This is a genomic window from Streptomyces sp. 4N124 (genome assembly GCF_052245395.1).
Classification (GTDB): Bacteria; Actinomycetota; Actinomycetes; order Streptomycetales; family Streptomycetaceae; genus Streptomyces.
On sequence record NZ_JBQQBS010000008.1, the window covers coordinates 62,785 to 83,744 of the forward strand.

Genomic DNA, 20,960 nt, shown 5'->3' on the forward strand with positions numbered 1-20,960 from the left:
CCCCCAGCAGCCCGCCGAGGCCCTGCTCACTGGCAGCAGTCGCCCACCGAACCGTACGGAGCGGCAACCGTGCACCACCACATCACGCGACACCCGGGCGAGGGCTCCAGGCCGACAACCGCCGTCGGACCGGAAGTCGAAGCCGGCAGACCGGACGCCGGAGGCAGCCGTTTCGCCTTCGACGCCATCGGCACCGGCTGGCAGATCGACACCGACGAGCCGCTGAGCGGCAGTCTGCGCCGCCGGGTCCTGGAACGCATCCGGCGATTCGACGCCACCTACTCGCGCTTCCGCCCGGACTCGCTCGTGTCCCGTATCGCGGCCGCCCCGGCCGGGGGCCGGTTCGAGTTCCCGGAGGACTCGCTGGCCCTGTTCGACCTCTACGACCGCCTCGCCACCGCGACCGGCGGTGCCGTCGACCCACTCGTCGGCCGTGAGCTCGAACTCCTCGGATACGACGCCTCGTACTCCCTCACGCCCGCTCCGCAGACGGTTCGGGCCCAGGAACGCGCCCGCGGCCGGGCAACCTGGGCGGCGGACATCGTGCGGGACGGCAGGACGCTCGTCACCCACCACCCGGTTGTGATCGACGTGGGAGCGGTGGGAAAGGGTTACCTGGTGGACATCGTCTCGGCGATCCTTCGGGATGCCGGAATCACACGGTTCGTCATTGACGCCAGCGGCGATCTGCGCCATGCGGGGGAACGCGCCATCCGGGTCGGCCTGGAGCATCCGTTCGACCCGCAGCTCGTGGTCGGCGTGGCGCACCTGCGGGGACGGGCGCTGTGCGCGTCCGGGGTCCGCACACGCGCCTGGGGTGACGGGCTGCACCACCTGCTCGACGCCCGCACCGGTCGTCCGGCCAGGAAGGTGGCCGCCACCTGGGTCGTGGCCGAGAGTGCCGCTCTTGCCGACGGACTGGCGACGGCGCTGTTCTTCACCGAGGCGCACCGGCTCGCGCAGACCTTCGACTTCGCCCACGTGCGCATGTACGCCAGCGGCCACGCGGAGATCTCGCGGAACTTCGACGGCGGGCTGTTCACCTGAGCGACGGACCGGACCTCGTACAGAGCCCCATGGCAAGGAGGAACATGACAGCACCGAGCAAGAAGATCACAGCCGCGATCGGGATCTCCCTCACCGCGGCGCTCACCGGGTGCGCCTCGACGGACGCGGACAACGCGAGCTCACCGGCCGCTTCGAACACCGCGACTGAACCGACTTCCTCGACCTACGAGGACGGCGAGTTCGAGGCCGAGGGTCGGTACGGGAACCTGCCTTCGAGTATCGGAGTGACCGTAACCCTCGCAGACGACAGGATCACCGCCGTCAAGGTCACACCCCGGGCAACGGACGAGACCTCGCTCGCTCTGCAGAAGCGCTTCGCCGCCGCGGTCCCACGACTCGTCGTCGGCAAGGACATCGACAGCGTGCGCCTGGACCGCGTGGCCGGAAACAGCGGTACCCCAAAGGGTTTCAACGACGCTCTGGCGCAGATCAAGGCCGAAGCATCCAGCTGACCGGCGGCCGTTGGTCATGTGACAGATCCGGTTACAAACGGCCGGGGACGCATCCGCTCCCCGGACACCACAAGGGAAGGGCTGCGCAGAGTCGTGGTCATCGTCGTATCCGTCTTCGTCCTGGCGTTGTTCGGCGCACTCCACTGGTACGTGTGGCGTCGCCTCATACGGGACACCACACCCAAGGGGTCGTTCCTCCGACGAGCCGGAAGCATCGTCTTCGTGGCCGGGCCCCTGCTGTCGATGGCGGCCATGACAGCGGAGGGCGACGGTGTCCCTTTCCTTCTGCAGCGGATCGTGGCCTGGCCCGGGTATCTGTGGTTGGCGCTGTTCCTGTACCTGCTGCTCGCGTTGCTGGTTGGTGAGGCCGTGCGGCCTGTGCTGCGGCGGTGGCTCGCGCATCGGGGCGCTGGGGCACACGCGCGGCAGCGGATTCTCCCGACGGCGCAGTCCGCGGAAGTGGCGGAAGTCCAAGCGACCGACTTCGATGCGGAGGAACTGGTTTCGGCCGACGAGCCGCTGACCGCGACGGCGCATCGCGGCGATTCCGATGCCTCTGCCTCACGAGGCACCGCGCCCGTCACCGTGCTGGACCCTCCGCACGTATCGGAGCCGACGTTGTCGGCCGGCACCGCCCCCACCGGCCCATCGCGCCGCCTCTTCGTCTCCCGCGTCGTGGGCGGGGCCGCCGCGGCCGTCGCCGTCGGCACCGTCGGCTACGGCACGTACGATGTCCTCCGCGGGCCCAAGGTGAGGCGCCTCACGGTTCCGCTGGCCAAACTGCCGCGCAGTGCGCACGGGTTCCGGATCGCCGTCGTCAGCGACATCCACGTCGGTCCCATCCTGGGCCGTGGCTTCGCCCAGCGGGTCGTCGACATCATCAACGCGACCCAGCCCGACCTGATCGCGATCGTCGGCGACCTGGTGGACGGCAGCGTCGAGAACCTCACTCCGGCCGTCGAACCACTCGCCGGGCTCCGGGCACGGCACGGCGCCTACTTCGTCACCGGCAACCACGAGTACATCTCGGGCGCCGAACCATGGGTGGAGAAGGTACGGGATCTGGGACTCCGCCCGCTGGAGAACGCCCGCACCGAGCTGCCCGGCTTCGACCTGGCGGGCGTCAACGACGTCCGCGGTGAAGAGGAGGGCCAAGGCCCCGACTTCGGCAGAGCACTTGGCGACCGCGACCGTTCCCGCACGGCCGTCCTCCTCGCCCACCAACCCGTCGTCATCGACGACGCCGTACGTCACGGCGTCGATCTCCAGCTCTCCGGCCATACCCACGGCGGTCAACTCTGGCCGGGCAATCTCCTCGCCGAACTGGCCAACCCCACGGTCGCCGGACTGGAGCGCTACGGCGACACCCAGCTGTACGTGAGCCGCGGTGCCGGCGCCTGGGGCCCGCCGGTGCGCGTGGGCGCTCCGTCCGACATCACCGTCGTCGAACTCGCCTCGATGCAGGCGTAGTTGCGCTGCCGACGTGGCGGGGTTGATCGGCACGAGGATATTCAGGCCAGATCCGCGACCATCCGCGGCAGGTCGAGGGTGGTCCTGATGCCGGGCGGCGCCTCGCAGACCAAAGGCACGGCGTTGACGACGATGTGGGCGCTGTAGCCGGGCGAGACGGCGGCGTAGTTCTCGGACATGACACGGATGTCGATGTCGAGGGGCGCGTCACCCTCGACGACCACGTGCCAGCCGGTGTCGCGCACCTGCCCTTTCCAGTCCTGTTCGAGATCCTGGGTGAGGTACCAGGTGGGCCGGACCACCATGAACGGCTTGCGGTCTCGCCAGCCGGTGACCTCGAACCGCCATGCGGCGACCGTGCCGGCCTCGATGGTCGTGGTGCCGACCTTCACCGGTTTCGCCGCCGTGCCCACCGTTCCTGTCGCGGTGACCTCGTCGAGAGGCACCGAAAGACCATCGGCGAGTTGGCGCAGCGAGGTGCCGAAATCTTCGCCCAGGCCGGCGGCCACCCGCGTGAGGTCCATCGCCGCGGGGTCTTGGCCGAACATCTGGGAGAGCAGCTCCGGTGAGTTGCGCGTCGTCATGTCGGCGAACTCCTCGATCGTCAGGCGATCGAGCCGGCGCTGGAGTGCGGTCACCGCGAGCGGGAAGACCTCGGTGATCCAGCCCGGGCTCGAGCCCGTGGCGTGGAGCGATGTACCGCCGCGCTCGCACGCCTCCTGGATCCGCTGCCGTACATCGGGATCGAGGCCCTCCGGGTAGTGGAAGTCGGTGACGCTCGTGACGACGTTGGCGCCCGACTCGAGGAGTTGGCAGATCTCGTCGATCCTGACCGCCTTCAGTACCGGCATGTACAACACACAGTCGGGACCGGCGGCGAGAATGTCGTCGATGCTGCCGGTGGCACGGACGCCGGTCGGCTCCATGCCGCACAGTTCACCGGCGTCGCGGCCGACCTTTGCGTCGGCGTACACGTACACGCCGACCAGGTCGTACCGCGGGTGTTCGATGACGCATCTCAGGGCGTGTGCCCCGGTGTGACCGGTCGCCCATTGAGCGACTCGGTAGCGTCCGAGCGGTGTCCTGCCGGGCTGGTGATCAGACACTTCTCTCCCTCTTGTGAGTCGTGCGGCGGGCAGGCATCGAGCCGGCAGGCTTCCAGGCGCGCTGTCCACCGGGGCCGAGGCCGAGGCACGGGCTGCTTTGTTCGCCATGACCATGGGTGGGCCTCGACCGGTCGGACACGGCTCTCGTCAGCCGAGTTCGGCCAGCCGTCGTGCCGCGGGTGCGGCGCGCTCCTCGATCCAGCGGGCGGCTCCGGCGAGCGGAACGGACGCGATCACGGTCTCGATGCCGAGCTGGGCGTAGCCGGTCATCGCCTTGGCGAAGCCGTCGAGGTCGCCGTCACGGAGCGCGTCCCCGGAGTACATGGCCGTCTTGCGGATCCGCCCGTAGTCCCGGCCCAGATCGTCGCAGTGGCGGCGCAGCACCTCCAGCTTGTGCGCGACCTCGGCGTGGGTGAAGGCGGTGAGGTTGCAGGCGTCCGCGTACTGGGCCACCAGCCTCAGGGTCTTCTTCTCGCCGCCTCCGCCGATCATGATCTCCGGGTGCGGAGCACTCACCGGCGGTGGCACGCACATGGTCTCGGCCAGCTGGTAGTGCCTGCCCTCGAACGGCCCGTTGTCCTGCGGGTCCCACATCTGCAGGCAGATCTGCAGGGTCTCCTCCAGCCGTTCGAACCGCTCGGCCGTCGGGGGGAAGGGCACGCCGAGGCCGAGGTGTTCGCGCTCGTACCAGGCCGCCCCGATGCCGAGGGTGGCGCGGCCGCCGGAGAGGTGGTCGAGCGTGGTGACGATCTTGGCCAGCAGGCCGGGGTGGCGGTACGTCACCCCGGTGACCAGCGCGCCGAGTTGCACGGTGGCGGTGTGCGCGGCGAGGTGGCCGAGCGTGGTGTAGCACTCCAGCATGGCGCTCTCGGCGCCGCCCAGTACCTCCATCTGCAAGTAGTGGTCCATCACCGACAGCCGGCTCACCCCCGCAGCCTCGGCGGCGGCTCCGACCGCAGCCAGCTCAGGCCCCAGCCCACCGCGCCTCTTCAAGTCACCTGCGGGGTCGTCGAATCCCACGAGGTTGATGCCCAGTCGCATGTCGGCCTCCTCGCCGCAGACCTTGGCCCGCGTCTCGCGTGTCAGTCCTGGCTGAGGGCCGCGCGGGTGTCGCCCGCGGTACGCCGGACGGCGGTTTCGGTCAGCTCCCTCACCTTGGCGGCCGGCACAGGGACGCCTGCGGCCTCGAAGAACCAGCGCCCCATCTCCTCGTCGGTCAGCCCCTCGGGCTGCGCCGGCAGGTACGGCTGGACGTAGACGGGAGTGCCCGGCTCGCTGCGCCAGCTGTCGGCAAGAGTGCCGATGTCCACGGCGTCGTAGCCCAGCGCGTCCAACAGTTCGGCGACCTGCGCCTTGGCGGCGGTGTCGTCACCGGCGATGGGCAGGGCACTGCGGTCGTCGGCGCCGGCGGGCCGGGCTGCGGTGAACAGGCGCACGAAGTCGATGCTGTTGAACGCCTTGACCACCCGGGAGTCGGCCAGGTGCCGCTGCACCAGAGTGCTGGAGGTCAGCCCGCCGGCGTCCAACTCGGCGATGTGGCCGATGCGATCGGGGTAGTAGTTCATGGTGTCGATGACGGTCTTCCCGGCCAGGGCGGCGGCCGGAAGCTTGTCGTAGCCGCTCAGCGGGATGGTCACCACCACCAGGTCGGCGGCCTGCGCGGCCTCGGCGGGTGTGGCCGCGCGCGCTTGCTCGCCGAGGTCGGCGACGAGGTCGGCGAGGGTCTCCGGGCCGCGGGAGTTGCTCAGTACGACATTCAGGCCTGCGGCGACGGCCAGGCGAGCCAGCGCACTGCCGATGTTGCCGGCGCCGATGAGTCCGAGGGTCTTGGTCATGGGGTACGTCTCCGGTCGGTGGTCATAGGTGAATGAGAATGAGAAAGGTGCATGGGGTCCCTGAAGGGACCGGGCGTGGCGGAGCCGCAGCAGCTGCTGTCAGCCGCGCAGGCTCATGCCGCCGTCGATCGACCAGGCCTGGCCGCTGATCCAGGCCGCGTCGTCGGAGAAGAGGAAGGCGACGGCGCCGGCCAGGTCGGCGGGCTCACCGAGGCGCGGGCTGCGGGCGTACTCCATCGCCATGGCCTGCAACTGCTGGTCGTCCTGCGCCTGCTGGGTCTCGCCCATGACCAGGCCTGGGGCGACGACATTGCAGCGGATGCCTTCCTTGCCCCAGCGGGAGGCGATGTGGCGGGTCAGCGCGTTGATCCCGGCCTTGGAGGCGGCGTACGCGGGCCGCGTGGGCTCGCCACCCCAGGCCGCGCCGGAGGAGGTGTTGACGATGACGCCGCCGCCCTGGCCCAGAAGGTGCGGGAGGACCGCCCTGCAGGTCAGGGCGTAGCCGAGCAGGTTCACGTCGTGGGTGCGGCGCCACACGGCCGGGTCCATCTCCAGCAGGTCGACGTCACGGCCCAGGGTGGCGGCGGAGAGGTCCGCGCCGACGTTGAAGAGCCCGTCGATCCCGCCGAACTCGGCGACAGTCCGGTGGACCAGCTCCTGGATCGAGGTCTCGTCGGCGAGGTCGAACTCGACGGCGATCGCGGTACCGCCCGCCTCGGTGATGCCCTTGGCAGTGGCCTCGGCTCCAGCCGCATTGATGTCGCCGACGACGACCGAGGCTCCCTCCTGGGCGAGCCGCTCGGCCGTGGCCGCGCCGATGCCGGTCGCGCCCCCGGCAATGACGATCCTCTTGCCCTGCAGGCCTCTCATGACTCTCTCCCTTGCTGAGCTTAAGCGCCACATTTGCGTCAATCGCTACAGTGTGACACTCAGTTTCAATACAGGAACTTTAGCTCATCGTTGCGAGCCGAGGTCAAGGGAGAGGTAGGATCGAGAAGTGAGTGGAGCAGTACGGACGAACACGAGAGACATCGCGCGGGCCGCAATCCGGTTCGAGTTGGCCCAGGTGGCCTTCGACCTGTTCCGCCGTGAGGGCTTCGACAACGTCACCGTCAATGACCTGGCCGCGGCTGCGGGAGTGTCCCGCAGTACCTTCCTGCGCTATTTCGGCAGCAAGGAGGACGCCGTTCTCGGCGCCGTCGACGCCCAGGGTGAACAGGTCGCCGATGCTCTACGCGCCCGGCCTGCCGACGAGGGTGACTGGACGGCACTGCGGCGCGCGATGGACGCCGTCACCGAAGTCCATCGCCGGGACCCGGACGGCGCACTCGCGATGTCCCAGCTGATCATGCGGACGCCCGCGCTGGGCGCCCGCACGCTGGAGAAGCAGAACGGCTGGCGCCCCGCCATCGCCCAGGCCCTCGCCGAGCGCGCCGATCCCTCGTGGCCCAACCTCCTGGTTCCGTCGGTGCGCGCCGCCGTCGCGGTGGACTGCTTGAACGTCGCCGTCGACCACTGGACCGCCTCCGACGGCCGCCTCGACCTCGACGCCCTGCTCGACGAGGCCTTCGCCGCATTCGCGCCAGGGTAGGCACATCCGCTTCGTGAAACTGGGTGTCATACTGGCATCTCAAGGACAATGCTGGGACCGAGGTCGGAGTACGGGATGGGGGCGCGGGTGGACGTGGCAGCCGGGCGCGCGAAGACCCGTGACATCGCCAGGGCCGCGGTACGGGCCGAACTGGCCCAGGTGGCGTTGGACCTGTTCCTGCGCGAGGGATTCGACAAGGTCACGCTGGATGACCTGGCCGCCGCAGCAGGCGTGTCCCGCAGTACCTTCCTGCGGTATTTCGGCAGCAAGGAAGAAGCGGTTCTCAGCGTCTTCGACGCGCACGGCAGGCAGGTCGCCGACGCCGTACGCGCCCGCCCGGCCGACGAAGACGACTGGACGGCGCTGCGTCACGGGTTGGACGTCGCCATCGAGCACTACCGTCAGGACCCGGCCCGGGCCCTGACGATGACCCGGCTCGTCCTCGAAACACCCGCCCTGTGCGCCCGGCAGTTGGAGAAGCAGCGCGGCTGGTGGCCTGCCCTGGCCAACGCCCTTGTCGAGCGCGCCGGTTCCCCGCAGCCCCTGACACCGGCCATCTCCGTGAAGTCCGCCGCCGCGCTGGACTGTCTCAACATCGCTCTCGACCACTGGACCGCCTCCGACGGCCGTCTCGACCTCGTCGACCTGCTGGACCAGGCATTCGCCGCGCTCAGCCCTCGCTGACGCGCGGAAGTCCGAGCCGCCCGAGGTCTTGCTGCTGCCGTTGCCCATCTTCCCACTCGCCGTTTCGGCCTGCCGCGCGAGATCGCCGAAGCCGTCGCATACCTCGCCTCCGAGGACGCTGCCTTCGTTCCTGGCGCGTTCCTGAGTGTCGACGGAGGCGCAAGCCTCGTCTGAATCGGCGCCGGGCGACCTGCGTCGCCGCTCGCATCTGGCTGCCGGCACCCGCAGCAGGTAATGCTGCGGGTGCCGGCTTCGCCAGTTCAGGAGGTCCGGCCGCAGTTCAGCGCGGCGGGGTCGATCGTTCCGCGCTGCACCTTCGCGTCGTGGGGCTCGGCGAGACCGGCGTTGGTGACGTAGAGCCGGTTTCCGCGCACAGCGGTGGAGGTGGGGGAAGCGAGGCCGTCCTTGGACGTCAGGACGGTCTCGGTGGTCCCGTCGGGGTGGACGAGCGCGACCTGGTTGAGGCCGTTCTGTGCGGCGAATACCACGTCGGAGCGGTCGTTGAGGAAGTTGAAGTCGTCAACGCCGGTGAGGCTACTGGTCACGGTGTGGATCCGGCCGGGGGCGCCGGTGGCGGTGACCGGGATCCGCAACAGGGTGCCCTTCGCGAGGTTGGAGACCCAGACGGCGCCCTTGTGCAAGCGGAGCCCGTTCGCGCCGAGGGGTACGGACGGGGCTCCCGCGAGGGCGGGGTCGGTCAGCCAGGCGGTCGCCGTTCCACCGGAGACCGGGACGCTCCATACGGTGGCCTTGTTGCTGTCGGCCGCGTACAGGGTGTGCCCCGCCCGGTCGAGGGCCAGGCCGTTGGGGAGTCCGTCGGTGGACAGGGCGGCGATGCGGCGAGGGGTGCCGCCGGGGGGCAGCTTCCATATACCGGCCCGGGAGGAGTCGGAGGAGGCCACGTTGTAGTAGATGGTGCCGTCACGGTCGCGCGTGTTGCCGGTGAACGTGTCGCCCGGCTGCCCGGTGACGATCACCTGGCTGCGCCCGGACGGGGCGATCCGCACGAGTGCCGGACGCTTGCCCGCCACGCTGCCCAGCATGGAGACAGTCAGGGAGTTGTCCGGGTTGACGGTGAGGTTCTCCGGGGAGTCGCCGGCCGTGAAGTCGAAGGTGGCGAGGGTCTGCACGTCGGTGACGACCGGCTTCGGGTATGTGTCCGTCGCCGTGGATGCGGACGCGGATGGCGTCGAGACGAGGACGGCCGTCGTCGCGGCGATCGCCGCCGCGAATCTGAACCGCTTGTTCAGGAGGGTTGCGGTGGGGACTGCTGTGGAGGTTTCCATGGGGTGCATCGCACTTTTCTTGAAGAGCGCAACTGTGGTTGCGCGTTGGGGTGGAAAAGGAAAGGTCGGGGGCGCGTCAGTCGCTCAACTCGGCCCCGGACAGGCGTACTTCCTCGATGTCGAGGTAGGCCTGCACCTGGCGCAGCACGGTGTCGTCGATGTGGTCCTCGTCGCGGAGTCTGACGACGGTGGCGCGTTTGCGGGCGAGGAGGGCGAGGCTCAGCGCGGTGTAGTCCTCCTTGTGGCGAAGGACCACGGCGTCGTCGGTATCGTCGTCGGCGCGTACGACGCGCAGGTGGGTCTCGTACTCGTGGCGCGTCCATTCGGCGACCTCAGGGGCGGTGCCGAGACCGGCGGCCACCTCCGGCAGCGCCTTGAGGGCTTCCTCGGCGGCGGTGGTCTCGGCGAGGGAACGCTCCTCCTCGGCCGAGGCATCGTGGGGAAGCCGGGCCCAGCGGACGACGCGCGGCAGGAGCAGGCCCTGCACCACCAGGGTCAGCATGATGACCCCGGAGGTGACGAAGACGATCACATCGCGGCCGGGGAAGGGGGCGCCCGAGTCGAGGGTCTCCGGTACCGACAGCGCCACGGCCAGTGACACCGCGCCCCGGAATCCGGTGACTCCGCCGACCACCCGGGCCCGGTGGCTCATCCGGCGCAGCCGCTGCTCTGGGCGGCGGTCCAGTAGGCGGATGAGGTACACGGCGGCGAACTGGAAGGTGAAGCGCACGGCGACGAGCACCACGGACACGACCCCGACGGTGATCAGGGCGTGGGTGAGGTCGTCGCTGGTCAGGTCGCGGACGGCGGACTGTGCCTCCAGGCCGACGAGGACGAACAGGGAGGCGTTGAGCAGGAACGTGGACAGCGACCAGAACGCCTGCCCCTGCCGCCGCGTCGCTGCCCCGATCAGACGCGGGCCGACCTGGCTCATGATCAGCCCGGCCACCACGACGGCCAGGACGCCGGAGGCCTCGATCTCCTCGGCGAGGAGGAACGCGGTGAAGGGCGTGCCGATCGTGACCAGGTTCCCCAGCAGGGGGTCGTCCAGGCGGCGGCGCAGCTGGATACCGAGCCAGGCGGTCACGGCTCCGGCCGCGGCTCCGCCGACGTAGGCGAGGAGGAAGAGCCATCCGACGTGCGGCACGCTGAAGTGCTCCTCGCCGACGGTGATGCCGACGGCGAGTCCGTAGACGACCAGGGCCGTGCCGTCGTTGATCAGGCTTTCGGCGCGCAGCAGGGTGATGCTGCGGCGGGGCAGCATGCGGGCGAGGACGCCGACCGTCGTCGCGTCGGTGGGTGCGACGGCCGCACCGAGTACCCAGGCCGGCCCCCAGGGAAGGCCCAGGGCGTGCGCGACCGCTGCGACGGCCCAGGCGGTGAGGATGACCAGCGCGGTGCTCATCAGCATGATGCCGCGCAGGTCCTGCCGGATCCCGCGCAGGGAGGTGGTCAGGCTCTCCCAGTACAGGAGCGCCGGGAGGAACAGCAGCAGCATCGCCTCCGGCGGCAGGTGCACTTCGCGCAGTGCCGGGACGAATCCCAGCAGCGCCCCCGCGGCCAGCAGCAGGACGGGCGGCGCGATACGAAGCCGGTCTCCCGTGACCTGGCACACGAGCACGGTCGCGCACAGGACCACGACGAGTTCGAGACCGAGCACGTTTCATCTCCTGGACAGGTGGTGCGAGTGCGGCGGGAGGCCGCAGGAGTCCCCGGCACGGTGCGCGGGACGGTTCTTGGGCTGGGGTGTCGGGTGCGGCTCGTTTCGGAAGCCGGGCTCAGCGCGGCACGAGCTGCATCGTCGTGGTGGACGCCTTGGGGCTCGTGATGGCCTCGATGATCTCCGCGGCGTAGTGCCCGTACTTGCTGCGGTAGGCGGCGTCCACCTGATCATTGATGTCGTGGTCGGCGTCGAGGAACGAGACGTCCTTGTCCACGCCACCTGCGCGGATGTGACCCTCCTGACGCGAACGCGTGGTGCGGAACCAGTCGGAGGTGGGGCCGTTCACCGAACGGACGTAGATCCCGTCACCCAGGCGGACGACCCAGATGGTCCGCGGCTTGCTCAGCACACCGTCTCGGCGCACGGACGCGATCACCAGTTCCTCCGCCGACCCGACCCTGTCGAGTTCGTCGTTCGTCCATGCCGTGGCCATCGGGGTCTCCTTCGTACGTACGGATGTGGTCCTCACCGCAGGTGGGCGGCTGCCGAGGTCACGATGAGCAGCGTCGTCACGACCGGCAAGCGGGCGCGCAGGTCCTCGGGAATCGTCACCCCGTTGGCCACTGGCCACGCCCGCACGCCGCGGACCTGGGAACATCCGCGTTCCCTCAGCTTGCCGCCCGCACGCGCCGGATGGCAGGCCGGGTTGTGCCAGGCAGTCGTGTTCAGTGCTGTGACAGGGCACCCTTCGACGTCGTGTGCATCGCTACACGGGTCACGGGGCTGCCACACTGGAAGACATGGCACGTGAGCAGCACAGTGGCGGTAGCGGCGGCACCGAGCTGGGACGCTTCCTGCGAGCCCGCCGCCGCCGGGTGACGCCCGGCGACGTCGGCCTGCCGGCCTCCTCCGGATTGCGCCGCACCCCGGGGCTGCGCCGTGAGGAACTGGCCACGCTCGCCGGCATCAGCATCGACTACTACGCACGTCTGGAGCGCGGGACCGAGACCCGTCCCAGCCCGTCCGTGATCGACGCCATCGCCCGCGCGCTGCGCCTGGGGGAGGCCGAGCACAAGCACTTGCGAGAACTCGCGGCGAGCGCCGACGGGAACGTGGTCGCGCCGACGACGGTGCCGAGCCGGTCCGTACCTCCGGGCACCGAGTTGATTCTGGAGAGCCTGCGGCCCAATCCCGCGTACGTCGTCGGCCGCACGTTCGAACTGCTCGCCGCCAACCCTGGCGGACTGCGCCTGTTCGCCGGTATCGAGGATTGGCAGGGGGAGCAGCGCAACCTCGCGCGCTACGTCTTCCTCCACCCCGCCGCCCGCAACCTGTTCGCCGACTGGGACGGCGCGGTCCGCAGCGTCGTCGCATGGCTGCGCGGGCTGGCCGGCATCGAGCCGGACGCCCCCGACCTCGCGCTCATCGTCGACGAACTCCTGAGTAAGAGCCCAGAGTTCGCGCGCATGTGGGACCGCTACGACGTCAAGGGAAACACCAGCGGCCGCCACACGTACCACCATCCCGATGTCGGTGAACTCGCCCTCGGTTACCAGGGCATGACGCTCAACGGCACCAACAGCCAGCACCTGGTCGTCTTCTACGCCGAACCCGACACCCCCGAGTACGACGCGATGGTCCTCCTCGACAAGGCCGCGCAGGAGAAGGCCTCAAAGCCGTCGACGTCGCCCGCGCAATAGCGACCCGGCGAACCCAGAACATCAAGCGAGCCATCGCCTCAGGCGTTGGCTCGAACTGACTGCTACTGCCGGACGTAGGCACGGGAGTCGTACGCAAAGTACTCCCTGGCGGCTCTCCGTCACCCGGCACAGGCTGGACCCTGCGCCGAGATCACAGCCGTAACCGCGGCCTGTCCCGCATCTCGGCTCACTGCCGGAACGCCGAGGGCCCACCCCACAACGGGCCTTCGCGGAGGGCCTCCGGCGACGACCCATGCCCGCCGGGTGTTCGACGGACGGGCGCCTGCGCGCATACCGCACAGCGTCGCCGGACGGTCGTGGCGTACCAGCCCGAGACGGCCGATCCTCCGCCGCATCCCCCCAAAGCGAGAGAGTGCGTATGACCACCGAACTTCCGGACTCACCCATCGAACTGTCTGAAGGACCCGCGCCGGTGCCCACTCGGCGCACCTTCATCGCGACGACAGCCGCCGTCGGTGGTGTGGTCGCGGCAGGTGGCCTGGCCGCGGGATCGGCGCTGACCGACCAGGAGTCGCCGGCCGCCCAGGCTCCGCCCAGCGGCCGGCTCTCGTTGACCGTCAACGGCGAGCGGCGCACGATCACGATCGACAACCGGACCTCACTGCTGGACCTGCTGCGTGAGCACTTCGGGCTGACCGGTTCCAAGAAGGGCTGCAACGCGGGTGCCTGCGGGGCCTGCACGGTTCTGGTCGACGGGCAGCGGGTCAACTCCTGTCTGACGCTGGCTGTGCGTCTGGAGGGCGCCGAGGTCACCACGATCGAGGGACTCGCCAACGGCGACCGACTGCACCCGCTGCAGGCGGCGTTCGTCGAACAGGACGCCTTCCAATGCGGCTTCTGCACCCCCGGTCAGATCATGTCCGGCGTCGGCTGTATCGAGGAAGGCCACACGGACTCCGCCGAGGAGATCCGGGAGTGGATGAGCGGCAACATCTGCCGATGCGGCTGTTATGTCAAGATCGTCAAGGCGGTCGACCAGGCCGCCCACGGGAAATGAGGCCCGGCCCCCATGTACCCCTTCTCCTTCACCAAGGCCTCCGACACCCGTGAGGCACTCAACGCCGGGCGTCGCGGCGGGCGTTACATAGCCGGCGGCACCACCCTCGTCGACCTGATGCGTGAGACCGTCGAGCGCCCCGACACCTTGGTCGACATCAGCGACCTGCCGCTGCGGGACATTACCGTCACCGAGCGCGGCGGCCTGCGCATCGGCGCTCTCGTACGGATGACGGACGCCGCTGCCCACCCCAAGGTGCGCACCACCTACCCGGTCATCTCGCAGGCGCTGGAGCTGAGCGCCTCCGCCCAGCTGCGCAACATGGCCACCATCGGCGGCAACATCATGCAGCGCACCCGCTGCACCTACTTCCGGGACGTGAGCGCCGACTGCAACAAGCGCGACCCCGGCTCGGGCTGCGCGGCGCGAGAAGGCTTCAACCGCACCCACGCGATCCTCGGCACCTCCGACGACTGCGTTGCCACGCATCCCTCCGACGTCGCCGTGGCCTTCGCCGCGCTGGAGGCGCGCGTGCACCTGCTGGGCCCGGACGGAAGCGAGCGCACCGTCCCCTTCGCCGACTTCCTCCTCAAACCCGGCAGCACCCCGAACCGCGAACAGGCCCTCCAGCGAGGTGAGTTGATCGCCGCCGTCGAGATCCCGGCCCTTCCGCGTCCGCTCAGGTCCGGCTACCTGAAGGTGCGGGACCGGCAGTCGTACGAGTTCGCCCTCACCTCGGCCGCCGTCGCCCTGCACATCCGCGGCGGCGTGATCCGCGAGGCGAAGGTGGCCGCCGGGGGCGTCGGCACCGTGCCCTGGAAGCTGCCCGCCGTCGAGCGCCGCCTCATCGGCGAGCGCCCCTCGGACGCGCTGTGGGCCGAGGCGGCCGGGGAGGCGTCAGACGGGGCCAGGCCCCTCCAACACAATCGATTCAAGGTCGAGTTGCTCCGGCGAACAGTCGAGCGCCAGCTGCGCATCGTAGGAGAGAGTAAATGAGCCCGCAGCCGCAGGCAGCCGTCGGCGCACCGCTTTCCCGGGTGGACGGGCGGCTCAAGGTCACCGGCAAGGCACAGTACGCCGCCGACTTCGACCCCGACGGCGTCGTGCACGCGGTCGTCGTCGACAGCACCGTCGCCCTGGGACGGATCACCGGCATCGACACCCGTGCCGCCCTCGCCCAGCCCGGCGTACTGACGGTGATCAGCCACCTCAACGCACCCACGTTGGAGTACCGCGACAATCCCGGGGGATACAACCCGCCCGGCAGGCGGCTGCGCGCCTTCCAGGACGACCAGATCCTCTTCCACGGTCAGCCAGTCGCCGTGGTCGTAGCGACGACACTGGAGGTCGCGCAGCACGCCGCGAACCTGGTGGAGGTCGAGTACGAGTCGCGGAAGCCCACGACCGACATGAACGGCAGCCCGGCCGGCGGCCAGCCCCAGAACTACGCCCGGGGCGACGCCGAGGCGGCGCTGGACTCGTCGGCCGTACGCATGGACATGACCTACGGGCTCGCCCGGAACCACCACAACGCGATGGAGCCGCACGCCACCGTCGCCCGCTGGGACGGCGACCGGCTCACCGTCTGGGACAAGACGCAGTGGGTGCAGGGCGCCCGGAACGAACTCGCCGCCGTGTTCGGCATTCCGCAGGACTCGGTGCGCGTGATCTCACCGTTCGTCGGCGGCGCGTTCGGCAACGCGTCGAGGGTCTGGCCGCAGACCATCATCGCGGCCGTCGCCGCTCGCGAGACGAAGCGTCCGGTGAAGCTCGCGCTGACCCGCGAGCAGCTCTACTTCCATGTGGGCTACCGGCCCACGTACGAGTACCGGATACGGGTGGGCAGTGACCAGCGCGGACGGGTGACCGGGATGATCCACGACCTGAGGTCGGAGACGTCCCGTTACGAGACGCACGGCGAGCCCATCCTGTCGCTCGGGCAGATGCTCTACGACACGCCCAACGTCCGCATGACGCACCGGTCGGTGCCGTTGGACGTGAACACACCGACGTGGATGCGTGGCCCCGGCTACGCCACCGCCTCCTACGCCGTCGAGTCGGCGATGGACGAACTCGCCTACGAGCTGGGCGTCGACCCGATCGAGCTGCGGCTGCTCAACGATCCGGAGGACGACCCGTCCGACGGGCTGCCGTTCTCCACCCGGCGGCTGCGCGAGTGCCTCGCCACCGGCGCCCGCGAGTTCGGCTGGAACCGCCGCAACCCCCTGCCGCGCTCCACCCGCGACGGCGACTGGCTGATCGGCACCGGTATGGCCGCCGGCGCCTACCACACCCGGCGGGACCCGGCCCAGGCCTCGGTCCGGCTGGACGCCGACGGCACCGCGCTGGTGCAGTCCGCGGCCAGTGACATGGGCCCGGGCACGTACACCTCCATGACCCAGGTCGCCGCCGACGCCCTCGGCCTGACCATGCGCAATGTGACCTTCCGGCTCGGCGATTCCCTCATGCCGCCGGCGCCACTGCAGGGCGGTTCGAAGACCATGGCCAGTGTCGGGTCCGCCGTTCAGGACGGCTGCGACAAGCTGCGGCAGCAGGCGATCAGGCTGGCCGTCGAAGACGAGGGATCGCCGCTGCACGGCGTCGATCCGGACGATGTCGTCGTACGGGGCGGCCGGCTGCACGTGAAGGACAACCCGGCGCGCGGGGAGACCTACCGGCAACTCCTGACCCGCAACAACCGCAGCCGCCTCGAGGCCAACGGGTCCTACACGCCGGGCGAGGAAGTGGAACGGTTCTCCACCCATGCGTACGCGGCGACGTTCGCCGAGGTCGCCGTGGACGCCCGGCTGGGGCTGGTTCGCGTGCGGCGGATGCTCGGCGTGTACGACGCGGGCCGCATCATCAGTCCGAAGCTCGCCGACAGCCAGGCACTCGGTGCCATGGTCGGCGGCATCGGCACGGCTCTCCTGGAGCACACGGTCACCGATCACCGCGACGGCCGGATCGTGAATGCCAACCTCGCCGACTACCTCGTGCCCGTCAACGCCGACGTCCCCGACCTGCGGGCGATCTACCTCGAAGGGGAGGACACCGAGGCCGACCCCCTGGGCGTCAAGGGCCTCGGGGAGGTCGTGCAGGTCGGCGTGGCACCGGCCGTGGCCAACGCGGTGTTCCACGCCACTGGGCGCCGGATCCGCGAACTGCCCATCACGGCCGAGGCGATGCTCTGAGCCGAGGCCGCGATACGAGCACCCGGGCAGCCGGTTTCGTGGCGAGACGGCCGCCCGGGGTGCTCTCCGCAACCGTCCGGGCGGCGGCCACGCACCGCCGGCGGACACCAGGGCCGCTGCTGCGACCAACCGTTCCCCCCCCCGGCGCGCGGCGGTGGCCCGCCCCATCTGTCGTCCCCCGCCGCCGAGTACGGGGCCCGTCCCCTCCCACACAACCGGTCCAAGGTCGAGTTGCGCCAGCGGACCATCGAACGCCAGCTGCGCATCATAGGAGGTACCAAGTGAGCCCTCAGCCGCAGGCAGCCGTCGGCGCACCGCTCTCCCGCGTGGACGGACGACTGAAGGTGACCGGACAGGCGAAGTACGCCGCCGACCACGACCCCGACGGCGTCGTGCACGCGGTCGTCGTCGACAGCACCGTCGCCCTTGGACAGATCACCGGCATCGACACCCGTGCCGCCCTCGCCCAGCCCGGCGTACTGACGGTGATCAGCCACCTCAACGCACCCGAGCTGCCGAACCTCGACACCCCGTTCGAGCGTCTGCTCGCCTTCCAGGACGACCGGATCCTCTTCCACGGTCAGCCGGTCGCCGTCGTGGTGGCCACCACCCTGGAGTCCGCGCAGCACGCCGCGAGCCTGGTCGAGGTCACCTACGACGCCGAGCAGCCCTCCACCGACCTGACCGAGGCACCTCCGGCCGACGACCCCGAGACCTACGCGCGCGGCGACGCGGAGGAGGCGCTGCGATCCGCCGCCGTACGGCTGGAGACGACCTACCGGCTGGCCCGCAACCACCACAACGCCATGGAGCCTCATGCCACCGTCGCCCGCTGGGACGGCGACAAGCTCACGGTCTGGGACAAGACCCAGTACGTGGTCGGCACCCAGAACCAGCTCGCGGCCGCCTTCGGCATCCCGCGTGAGTCGGTGCGGGTCATCTCGCCATTCGTCGGCGGCGCGTTCGGCAGTGCGTTGCGGACCTGGCCGCACGTCACCATCGCGGCTCTCGCGGCCCGTATGACGGGCCGCCGGGTCAAACTCGTCCTGACCCGCAGGCAGCAGTACTTCGGCACGGGTTACCGGCCCGCGTACGAGTACTCGGTACGTCTGGGCAGTGATCGCCGCGGACACCTGACTGCCGTGATCCACGAACTGCGGTCGGAGACCTCCCGCTACGAAACGCACATGGAGCCCGTCCTGGGCATCGGGCAGATGCTCTACACGACGCCCAACGTCCGTCAGGCGCACCGCTCGGTGCCGCTGGACGTGAACGCGGCCACCTGGATGCGCGGCCCCGGCTACGCCACCGCCGCCTTCCCCATGGAGTCGGCGCTGGACGAACTCGCCCACGAACTGGGTGTCGATCCGATCGAGTTGAGGCTGCGCAACGAACCGGAGGAGGACCCGTCCAGCGGGCTGCCGTTCTCCACCCGACGCCTGCGCGACTGCTACCGCGTCGGCGTCCGCGAGTTCGGCTGGAACCGCCGCAACCCCGAGCCCCGCTCCACCCGCGACGGTGACTGGCTGATCGGCACCGGTGTGGCCACCGGCGTCTACGACGTCGTACGCAGCGCCGCCCAGGCCTCGGTCCGGCTCGACGCGAACGGCACCGCACTGATCGAGAGCTCGGCCAGCGACATGGGCCCCGGTACGTACACCTCCATGACCCAGGTCGCAGCCGACGCCCTCGGCCTGACGATGCGCAACGTGACCTTCCGGCTCGGCGACTCCGTCATGCCGCCTGCCCCTGCACAGGGCGGCTCGCGGACCATGGCCAGCGTCGGCTCCGCCGTCCAGGACGGCTGCGACAGACTGCGGCAGCAGGCGATCCGCATCGCCGTCGAGGACGAGGACTCTCCGCTGTACGGTGCCGACGCCGCCGATGTTGTCGTACGAGGCGGCCGGCTGTACATGAAGGACAACCCGGCGCAGGGGGAGACCTACCGGCAACTCCTGACCCGCAACGACCGCGGCCACCTGGAGACGCTCGGTACCTTCACTCCGCCATCGGGACCGGCGCGGTTCTCCATGTACGCCTACGGCGCGATGTTCGCCGAGGTCGCCGTGGACGCCCGGCTGGGGCTGGTTCGCGTGCGGCGGATGCTCGGCGTGTACGACGCGGGCCGCATCATCAGTCCGAAGCTCGCCGACAGCCAGGCACTCGGAGCAATGGTCGGCGGCATCGGCGCGGCCCTGCTGGAGCACACGGTCACCGACCACCGCGACGGCCGGATCGTGAACGCCAACCTGGCCGACTACCTCCTCCCGGTCAACGCCGACATCCCCGACCTGCGCGCGATCTACCTCGACGGCGAGGACCCCGAAGCCGACCCCATCGGCGTCAAGGGCCTCGGTGAGATCGTGCAGGTCGGCGTGGCACCCGCCGTGGCCAACGCCGTGTTCCACGCCACCGGGCGCCGGATCCGCGAACTGCCCATCACCGCGGAGGCGTTGCTCTGAGCCGAGACCTCAGACACGAGCCCCCGGGCGGCCGGAATTGCCAAGTGGTGAGCCGGGTCCCCGTCGTACTCCCCGATCCGTCCGGTGGCTGCCACGCACAGCCGCCGGACACCAGGGCCGCCGCCGCGATCATCGTCCCCCACGGCGCGTGGCGGCGGCCCTCCCCATCCGTCGTCCCTCACGGAGACCCCCATGCTGAACATCGCGGACACGCTGTACGCCTGGTGCCGCGAGGCGCGTCCCTTCGCCCTCGCCACCGTCGTCCAGATCAGCGGCAGCGCACCCCTGCCGCCCGGCACCGCGCTCGCCGTGAACGCGGACGGCAATGCGGTAGGCAGCGTCTCCGGAGGCTGCGTGGAGGGAGCCGTCTACGAACTGTGCCGCGAGATCCTGGCCGACTCCGGCGCCCCCGCACGGGCCCGTTTCGGCTACTCCGACGACGACGCCTTCGCCGTCGGCCTGACCTGCGGTGGCGAGATCGACGTGCTCTTGCAGCGAGTGGACCCGGTCGACCAGCCCCACCTCGCCGTCGCCCTCGACGAGGTACGGCGAGGCCGGCCCGCGGCCGTGGCGCAGGTGGTGGACGGGCCGGAGGAACTCCTCGGCCGGAGCCTGTGCGTTCTCGGCGACGGCAGCGCGTACGACGGAACCCTGGGCAGCGCGCGAGAGGACAGGGCGGTCGCGGCGCAGGCCCGCGCCCTGCTCCGGGCTGGACGCACCGGACTGGTCGAGGTGGGAGGGGACGCCGACACCTGCCCCGAACGGCTGTCCCTCCTCGTCCACACCCGCGCGCCCCGCCCCCGCATGCTGATCTTCGGCGCCGGCGACTTCGCCGCCGCCCTCAGCCGGGCCGGAGCCTTCCTCGGCTACCGGGTCACTGTCTGCGACGCCCGTCCCGTCTTCGCGACCCCCGGTCGCTTCCCGTACGCCGACGAGGTGGTCGTCGACTGGCCGCACCGTTACCTGGCCGGCACCGAGGTGGACGCCCGTACCGCCGTATGCGTGCTCACCCATGACGCCAAGTTCGACGTCCCGCTCCTGCGCCAGGCCCTGAGCCTGCCCGTGGGTTACGTGGGCGCGATGGGCTCCCGGCGTACCCACGACCACCGCCTGGGCCTGCTGCGGGAGGCGGGCGTACCGGAGACGCACCTGGCCCGTCTCCACTCGCCGATCGGCTTGGACCTCGGTGCCCGCACTCCCGAGGAGACGGCCGTCTCGATCACCGCGGAGATCATCGCCCATGCCCACCAGGGCACCGGTCTGCCTCTCTCCCATGGCACCGGGCCGATCCACGAGCCCATTGCCGCGAGGGGTGCCCTGGCAGGTCACTGAACACCGCTCCAGGGCACAGCCCGGTCTGCCACATCGCGGCGCCGCGGAGCAGGCTGAATGCTCGTAGGAGATCTCTTCCTCGGCATAGCCCCCCTCTTTTGC

Annotated in this window: 18 protein-coding genes and 1 pseudogene; 12 read left to right on the forward strand and 7 right to left on the reverse strand. The window is 70.2% G+C overall.

The window, feature by feature from the left end:
- Window positions 1-69 precede the first annotated feature (69 nt).
- The 3 genes from ACTWQO_RS10515 to ACTWQO_RS10525 all read left to right on the forward strand — a co-directional run bounded on the left by ACTWQO_RS10515 (window position 70) and on the right by ACTWQO_RS10525 (window position 2,990).
- Complete coding sequence (locus tag ACTWQO_RS10515) at window positions 70-1,047, forward strand: FAD:protein FMN transferase (protein WP_443236954.1); 978 nt, start codon at window positions 70-72, stop codon at window positions 1,045-1,047.
- A 44-nt stretch (window positions 1,048-1,091) separates the two neighbouring features.
- Complete coding sequence (locus tag ACTWQO_RS10520) at window positions 1,092-1,520, forward strand: hypothetical protein (RefSeq protein WP_443236955.1); 429 nt, start codon at window positions 1,092-1,094, stop codon at window positions 1,518-1,520.
- 81 nt (window positions 1,521-1,601) lie between these two features.
- Complete coding sequence (locus ACTWQO_RS10525; RefSeq protein ID WP_443237108.1) at window positions 1,602-2,990, forward strand: metallophosphoesterase; 1,389 nt, start codon at window positions 1,602-1,604, stop codon at window positions 2,988-2,990.
- Between the two features lie 41 nt (window positions 2,991-3,031).
- Here the strand turns inward: ACTWQO_RS10525 and ACTWQO_RS10530 are convergent, their stop codons facing one another.
- The 4 genes from ACTWQO_RS10530 to ACTWQO_RS10545 form a co-directional block, all read right to left on the reverse strand.
- Window positions 3,032-4,096 (reverse strand): NAD(P)H-dependent amine dehydrogenase family protein, encoded by a 1,065-nt coding sequence (locus ACTWQO_RS10530; protein ID WP_443236956.1) that lies wholly within the window; start codon window positions 4,094-4,096, stop codon window positions 3,032-3,034.
- A 147-nt stretch (window positions 4,097-4,243) separates the two neighbouring features.
- Window positions 4,244-5,137 carry an LLM class F420-dependent oxidoreductase gene (locus ACTWQO_RS10535; RefSeq protein WP_443236957.1) on the reverse strand — a complete coding sequence of 298 codons (894 nt, stop codon included), beginning with the start codon at window positions 5,135-5,137 and terminating at the stop codon, window positions 4,244-4,246.
- A 41-nt stretch (window positions 5,138-5,178) separates the two neighbouring features.
- Window positions 5,179-5,931 (reverse strand): NADPH-dependent F420 reductase, encoded by a 753-nt coding sequence (locus tag ACTWQO_RS10540; protein WP_443236958.1) that lies wholly within the window; start codon window positions 5,929-5,931, stop codon window positions 5,179-5,181.
- A gap of 99 nt (window positions 5,932-6,030) precedes the next feature.
- Window positions 6,031-6,801 (reverse strand): SDR family NAD(P)-dependent oxidoreductase, encoded by a 771-nt coding sequence (locus ACTWQO_RS10545; protein ID WP_443236959.1) that lies wholly within the window; start codon window positions 6,799-6,801, stop codon window positions 6,031-6,033.
- A gap of 127 nt (window positions 6,802-6,928) precedes the next feature.
- Between ACTWQO_RS10545 and ACTWQO_RS10550 the strand changes: the two genes are divergently transcribed.
- The 3 genes and pseudogenes from ACTWQO_RS10550 to ACTWQO_RS10560 form a co-directional block, all read left to right on the forward strand.
- Window positions 6,929-7,522: a TetR family transcriptional regulator gene (locus tag ACTWQO_RS10550; RefSeq protein WP_443236960.1), complete on the forward strand. Its 594-nt coding sequence runs from the start codon at window positions 6,929-6,931 to the stop codon at window positions 7,520-7,522.
- A gap of 87 nt (window positions 7,523-7,609) precedes the next feature.
- On the forward strand, window positions 7,610-8,206 hold the full coding sequence (locus ACTWQO_RS10555; protein WP_443236961.1) for a TetR family transcriptional regulator: 597 nt from the start codon (window positions 7,610-7,612) through the stop codon (window positions 8,204-8,206).
- A 36-nt stretch (window positions 8,207-8,242) separates the two neighbouring features.
- Window positions 8,243-8,380: pseudogene (locus ACTWQO_RS10560) on the forward strand (SDR family oxidoreductase); the annotation flags it as partial.
- Between the two features lie 86 nt (window positions 8,381-8,466).
- Here ACTWQO_RS10560 and ACTWQO_RS10565 read toward each other — a convergent pair.
- The 3 genes from ACTWQO_RS10565 to ACTWQO_RS10575 all read right to left on the reverse strand — a co-directional run bounded on the left by ACTWQO_RS10565 (window position 8,467) and on the right by ACTWQO_RS10575 (window position 11,648).
- Complete coding sequence (locus tag ACTWQO_RS10565) at window positions 8,467-9,492, reverse strand: SMP-30/gluconolactonase/LRE family protein (RefSeq protein WP_443236962.1); 1,026 nt, start codon at window positions 9,490-9,492, stop codon at window positions 8,467-8,469.
- Window positions 9,493-9,568: 76 nt separating this feature from the next.
- The gene (locus ACTWQO_RS10570) at window positions 9,569-11,152 is read right to left on the reverse strand and encodes a Na+/H+ antiporter (protein WP_443236963.1); all 1,584 of its coding nucleotides are present in this window, start codon (window positions 11,150-11,152) and stop codon (window positions 9,569-9,571) included.
- Window positions 11,153-11,270: 118 nt separating this feature from the next.
- The gene (locus ACTWQO_RS10575) at window positions 11,271-11,648 is read right to left on the reverse strand and encodes a DUF2255 family protein (RefSeq protein WP_443236964.1); all 378 of its coding nucleotides are present in this window, start codon (window positions 11,646-11,648) and stop codon (window positions 11,271-11,273) included.
- A 307-nt stretch (window positions 11,649-11,955) separates the two neighbouring features.
- On the opposite strand from ACTWQO_RS10575, the gene ACTWQO_RS10580 reads away from it, so the two are divergent.
- From ACTWQO_RS10580 to ACTWQO_RS10605, 6 genes are all read left to right on the forward strand, one after another.
- Window positions 11,956-12,855, forward strand: a complete 900-nt coding sequence (locus ACTWQO_RS10580) for a helix-turn-helix transcriptional regulator (protein ID WP_443236965.1) — start codon at window positions 11,956-11,958, stop codon at window positions 12,853-12,855.
- Window positions 12,856-13,234: 379 nt separating this feature from the next.
- Window positions 13,235-13,873 (forward strand): (2Fe-2S)-binding protein, encoded by a 639-nt coding sequence (locus tag ACTWQO_RS10585; RefSeq protein ID WP_443236966.1) that lies wholly within the window; start codon window positions 13,235-13,237, stop codon window positions 13,871-13,873.
- A 12-nt stretch (window positions 13,874-13,885) separates the two neighbouring features.
- Window positions 13,886-14,869, forward strand: a complete 984-nt coding sequence (locus ACTWQO_RS10590) for an FAD binding domain-containing protein (protein WP_443236967.1) — start codon at window positions 13,886-13,888, stop codon at window positions 14,867-14,869.
- A complete protein-coding gene (locus tag ACTWQO_RS10595; protein WP_443236968.1) occupies window positions 14,866-17,064 on the forward strand; it encodes a xanthine dehydrogenase family protein molybdopterin-binding subunit in 2,199 nt (732 codons plus the stop codon). Before ACTWQO_RS10590 ends, ACTWQO_RS10595 begins: the two co-directional genes overlap by 4 nt.
- A 281-nt stretch (window positions 17,065-17,345) precedes the next feature.
- Complete coding sequence (locus ACTWQO_RS10600) at window positions 17,346-19,526, forward strand: xanthine dehydrogenase family protein molybdopterin-binding subunit (protein WP_443236969.1); 2,181 nt, start codon at window positions 17,346-17,348, stop codon at window positions 19,524-19,526.
- A 192-nt stretch (window positions 19,527-19,718) separates the two neighbouring features.
- Complete coding sequence (locus ACTWQO_RS10605; protein WP_443236970.1) at window positions 19,719-20,858, forward strand: XdhC family protein; 1,140 nt, start codon at window positions 19,719-19,721, stop codon at window positions 20,856-20,858.
- The last annotated feature ends 102 nt before the right edge of the window (window positions 20,859-20,960 follow it).

Coding starts and splice junctions, on each gene's coding strand:
- ACTWQO_RS10520 (WP_443236955.1), top strand. CDS start 1,092: ATGACAGCACCGAGCAAGAAGATCACAGCCGCGATCGGGATCTCCCTC.
- ACTWQO_RS10535 (WP_443236957.1), bottom strand. CDS start 5,137: ATGCGACTGGGCATCAACCTCGTGGGATTCGACGACCCCGCAGGTGAC.
- ACTWQO_RS10540 (WP_443236958.1), bottom strand. CDS start 5,931: ATGACCAAGACCCTCGGACTCATCGGCGCCGGCAACATCGGCAGTGCG.
- ACTWQO_RS10545 (WP_443236959.1), bottom strand. CDS start 6,801: ATGAGAGGCCTGCAGGGCAAGAGGATCGTCATTGCCGGGGGCGCGACC.
- ACTWQO_RS10565 (WP_443236962.1), bottom strand. CDS start 9,492: ATGGAAACCTCCACAGCAGTCCCCACCGCAACCCTCCTGAACAAGCGG.
- ACTWQO_RS10575 (WP_443236964.1), bottom strand. CDS start 11,648: ATGGCCACGGCATGGACGAACGACGAACTCGACAGGGTCGGGTCGGCG.
- ACTWQO_RS10580 (WP_443236965.1), top strand. CDS start 11,956: ATGGCACGTGAGCAGCACAGTGGCGGTAGCGGCGGCACCGAGCTGGGA.
- ACTWQO_RS10585 (WP_443236966.1), top strand. CDS start 13,235: ATGACCACCGAACTTCCGGACTCACCCATCGAACTGTCTGAAGGACCC.
- ACTWQO_RS10590 (WP_443236967.1), top strand. CDS start 13,886: ATGTACCCCTTCTCCTTCACCAAGGCCTCCGACACCCGTGAGGCACTC.
- ACTWQO_RS10595 (WP_443236968.1), top strand. CDS start 14,866: ATGAGCCCGCAGCCGCAGGCAGCCGTCGGCGCACCGCTTTCCCGGGTG.
- ACTWQO_RS10605 (WP_443236970.1), top strand. CDS start 19,719: ATGCTGAACATCGCGGACACGCTGTACGCCTGGTGCCGCGAGGCGCGT.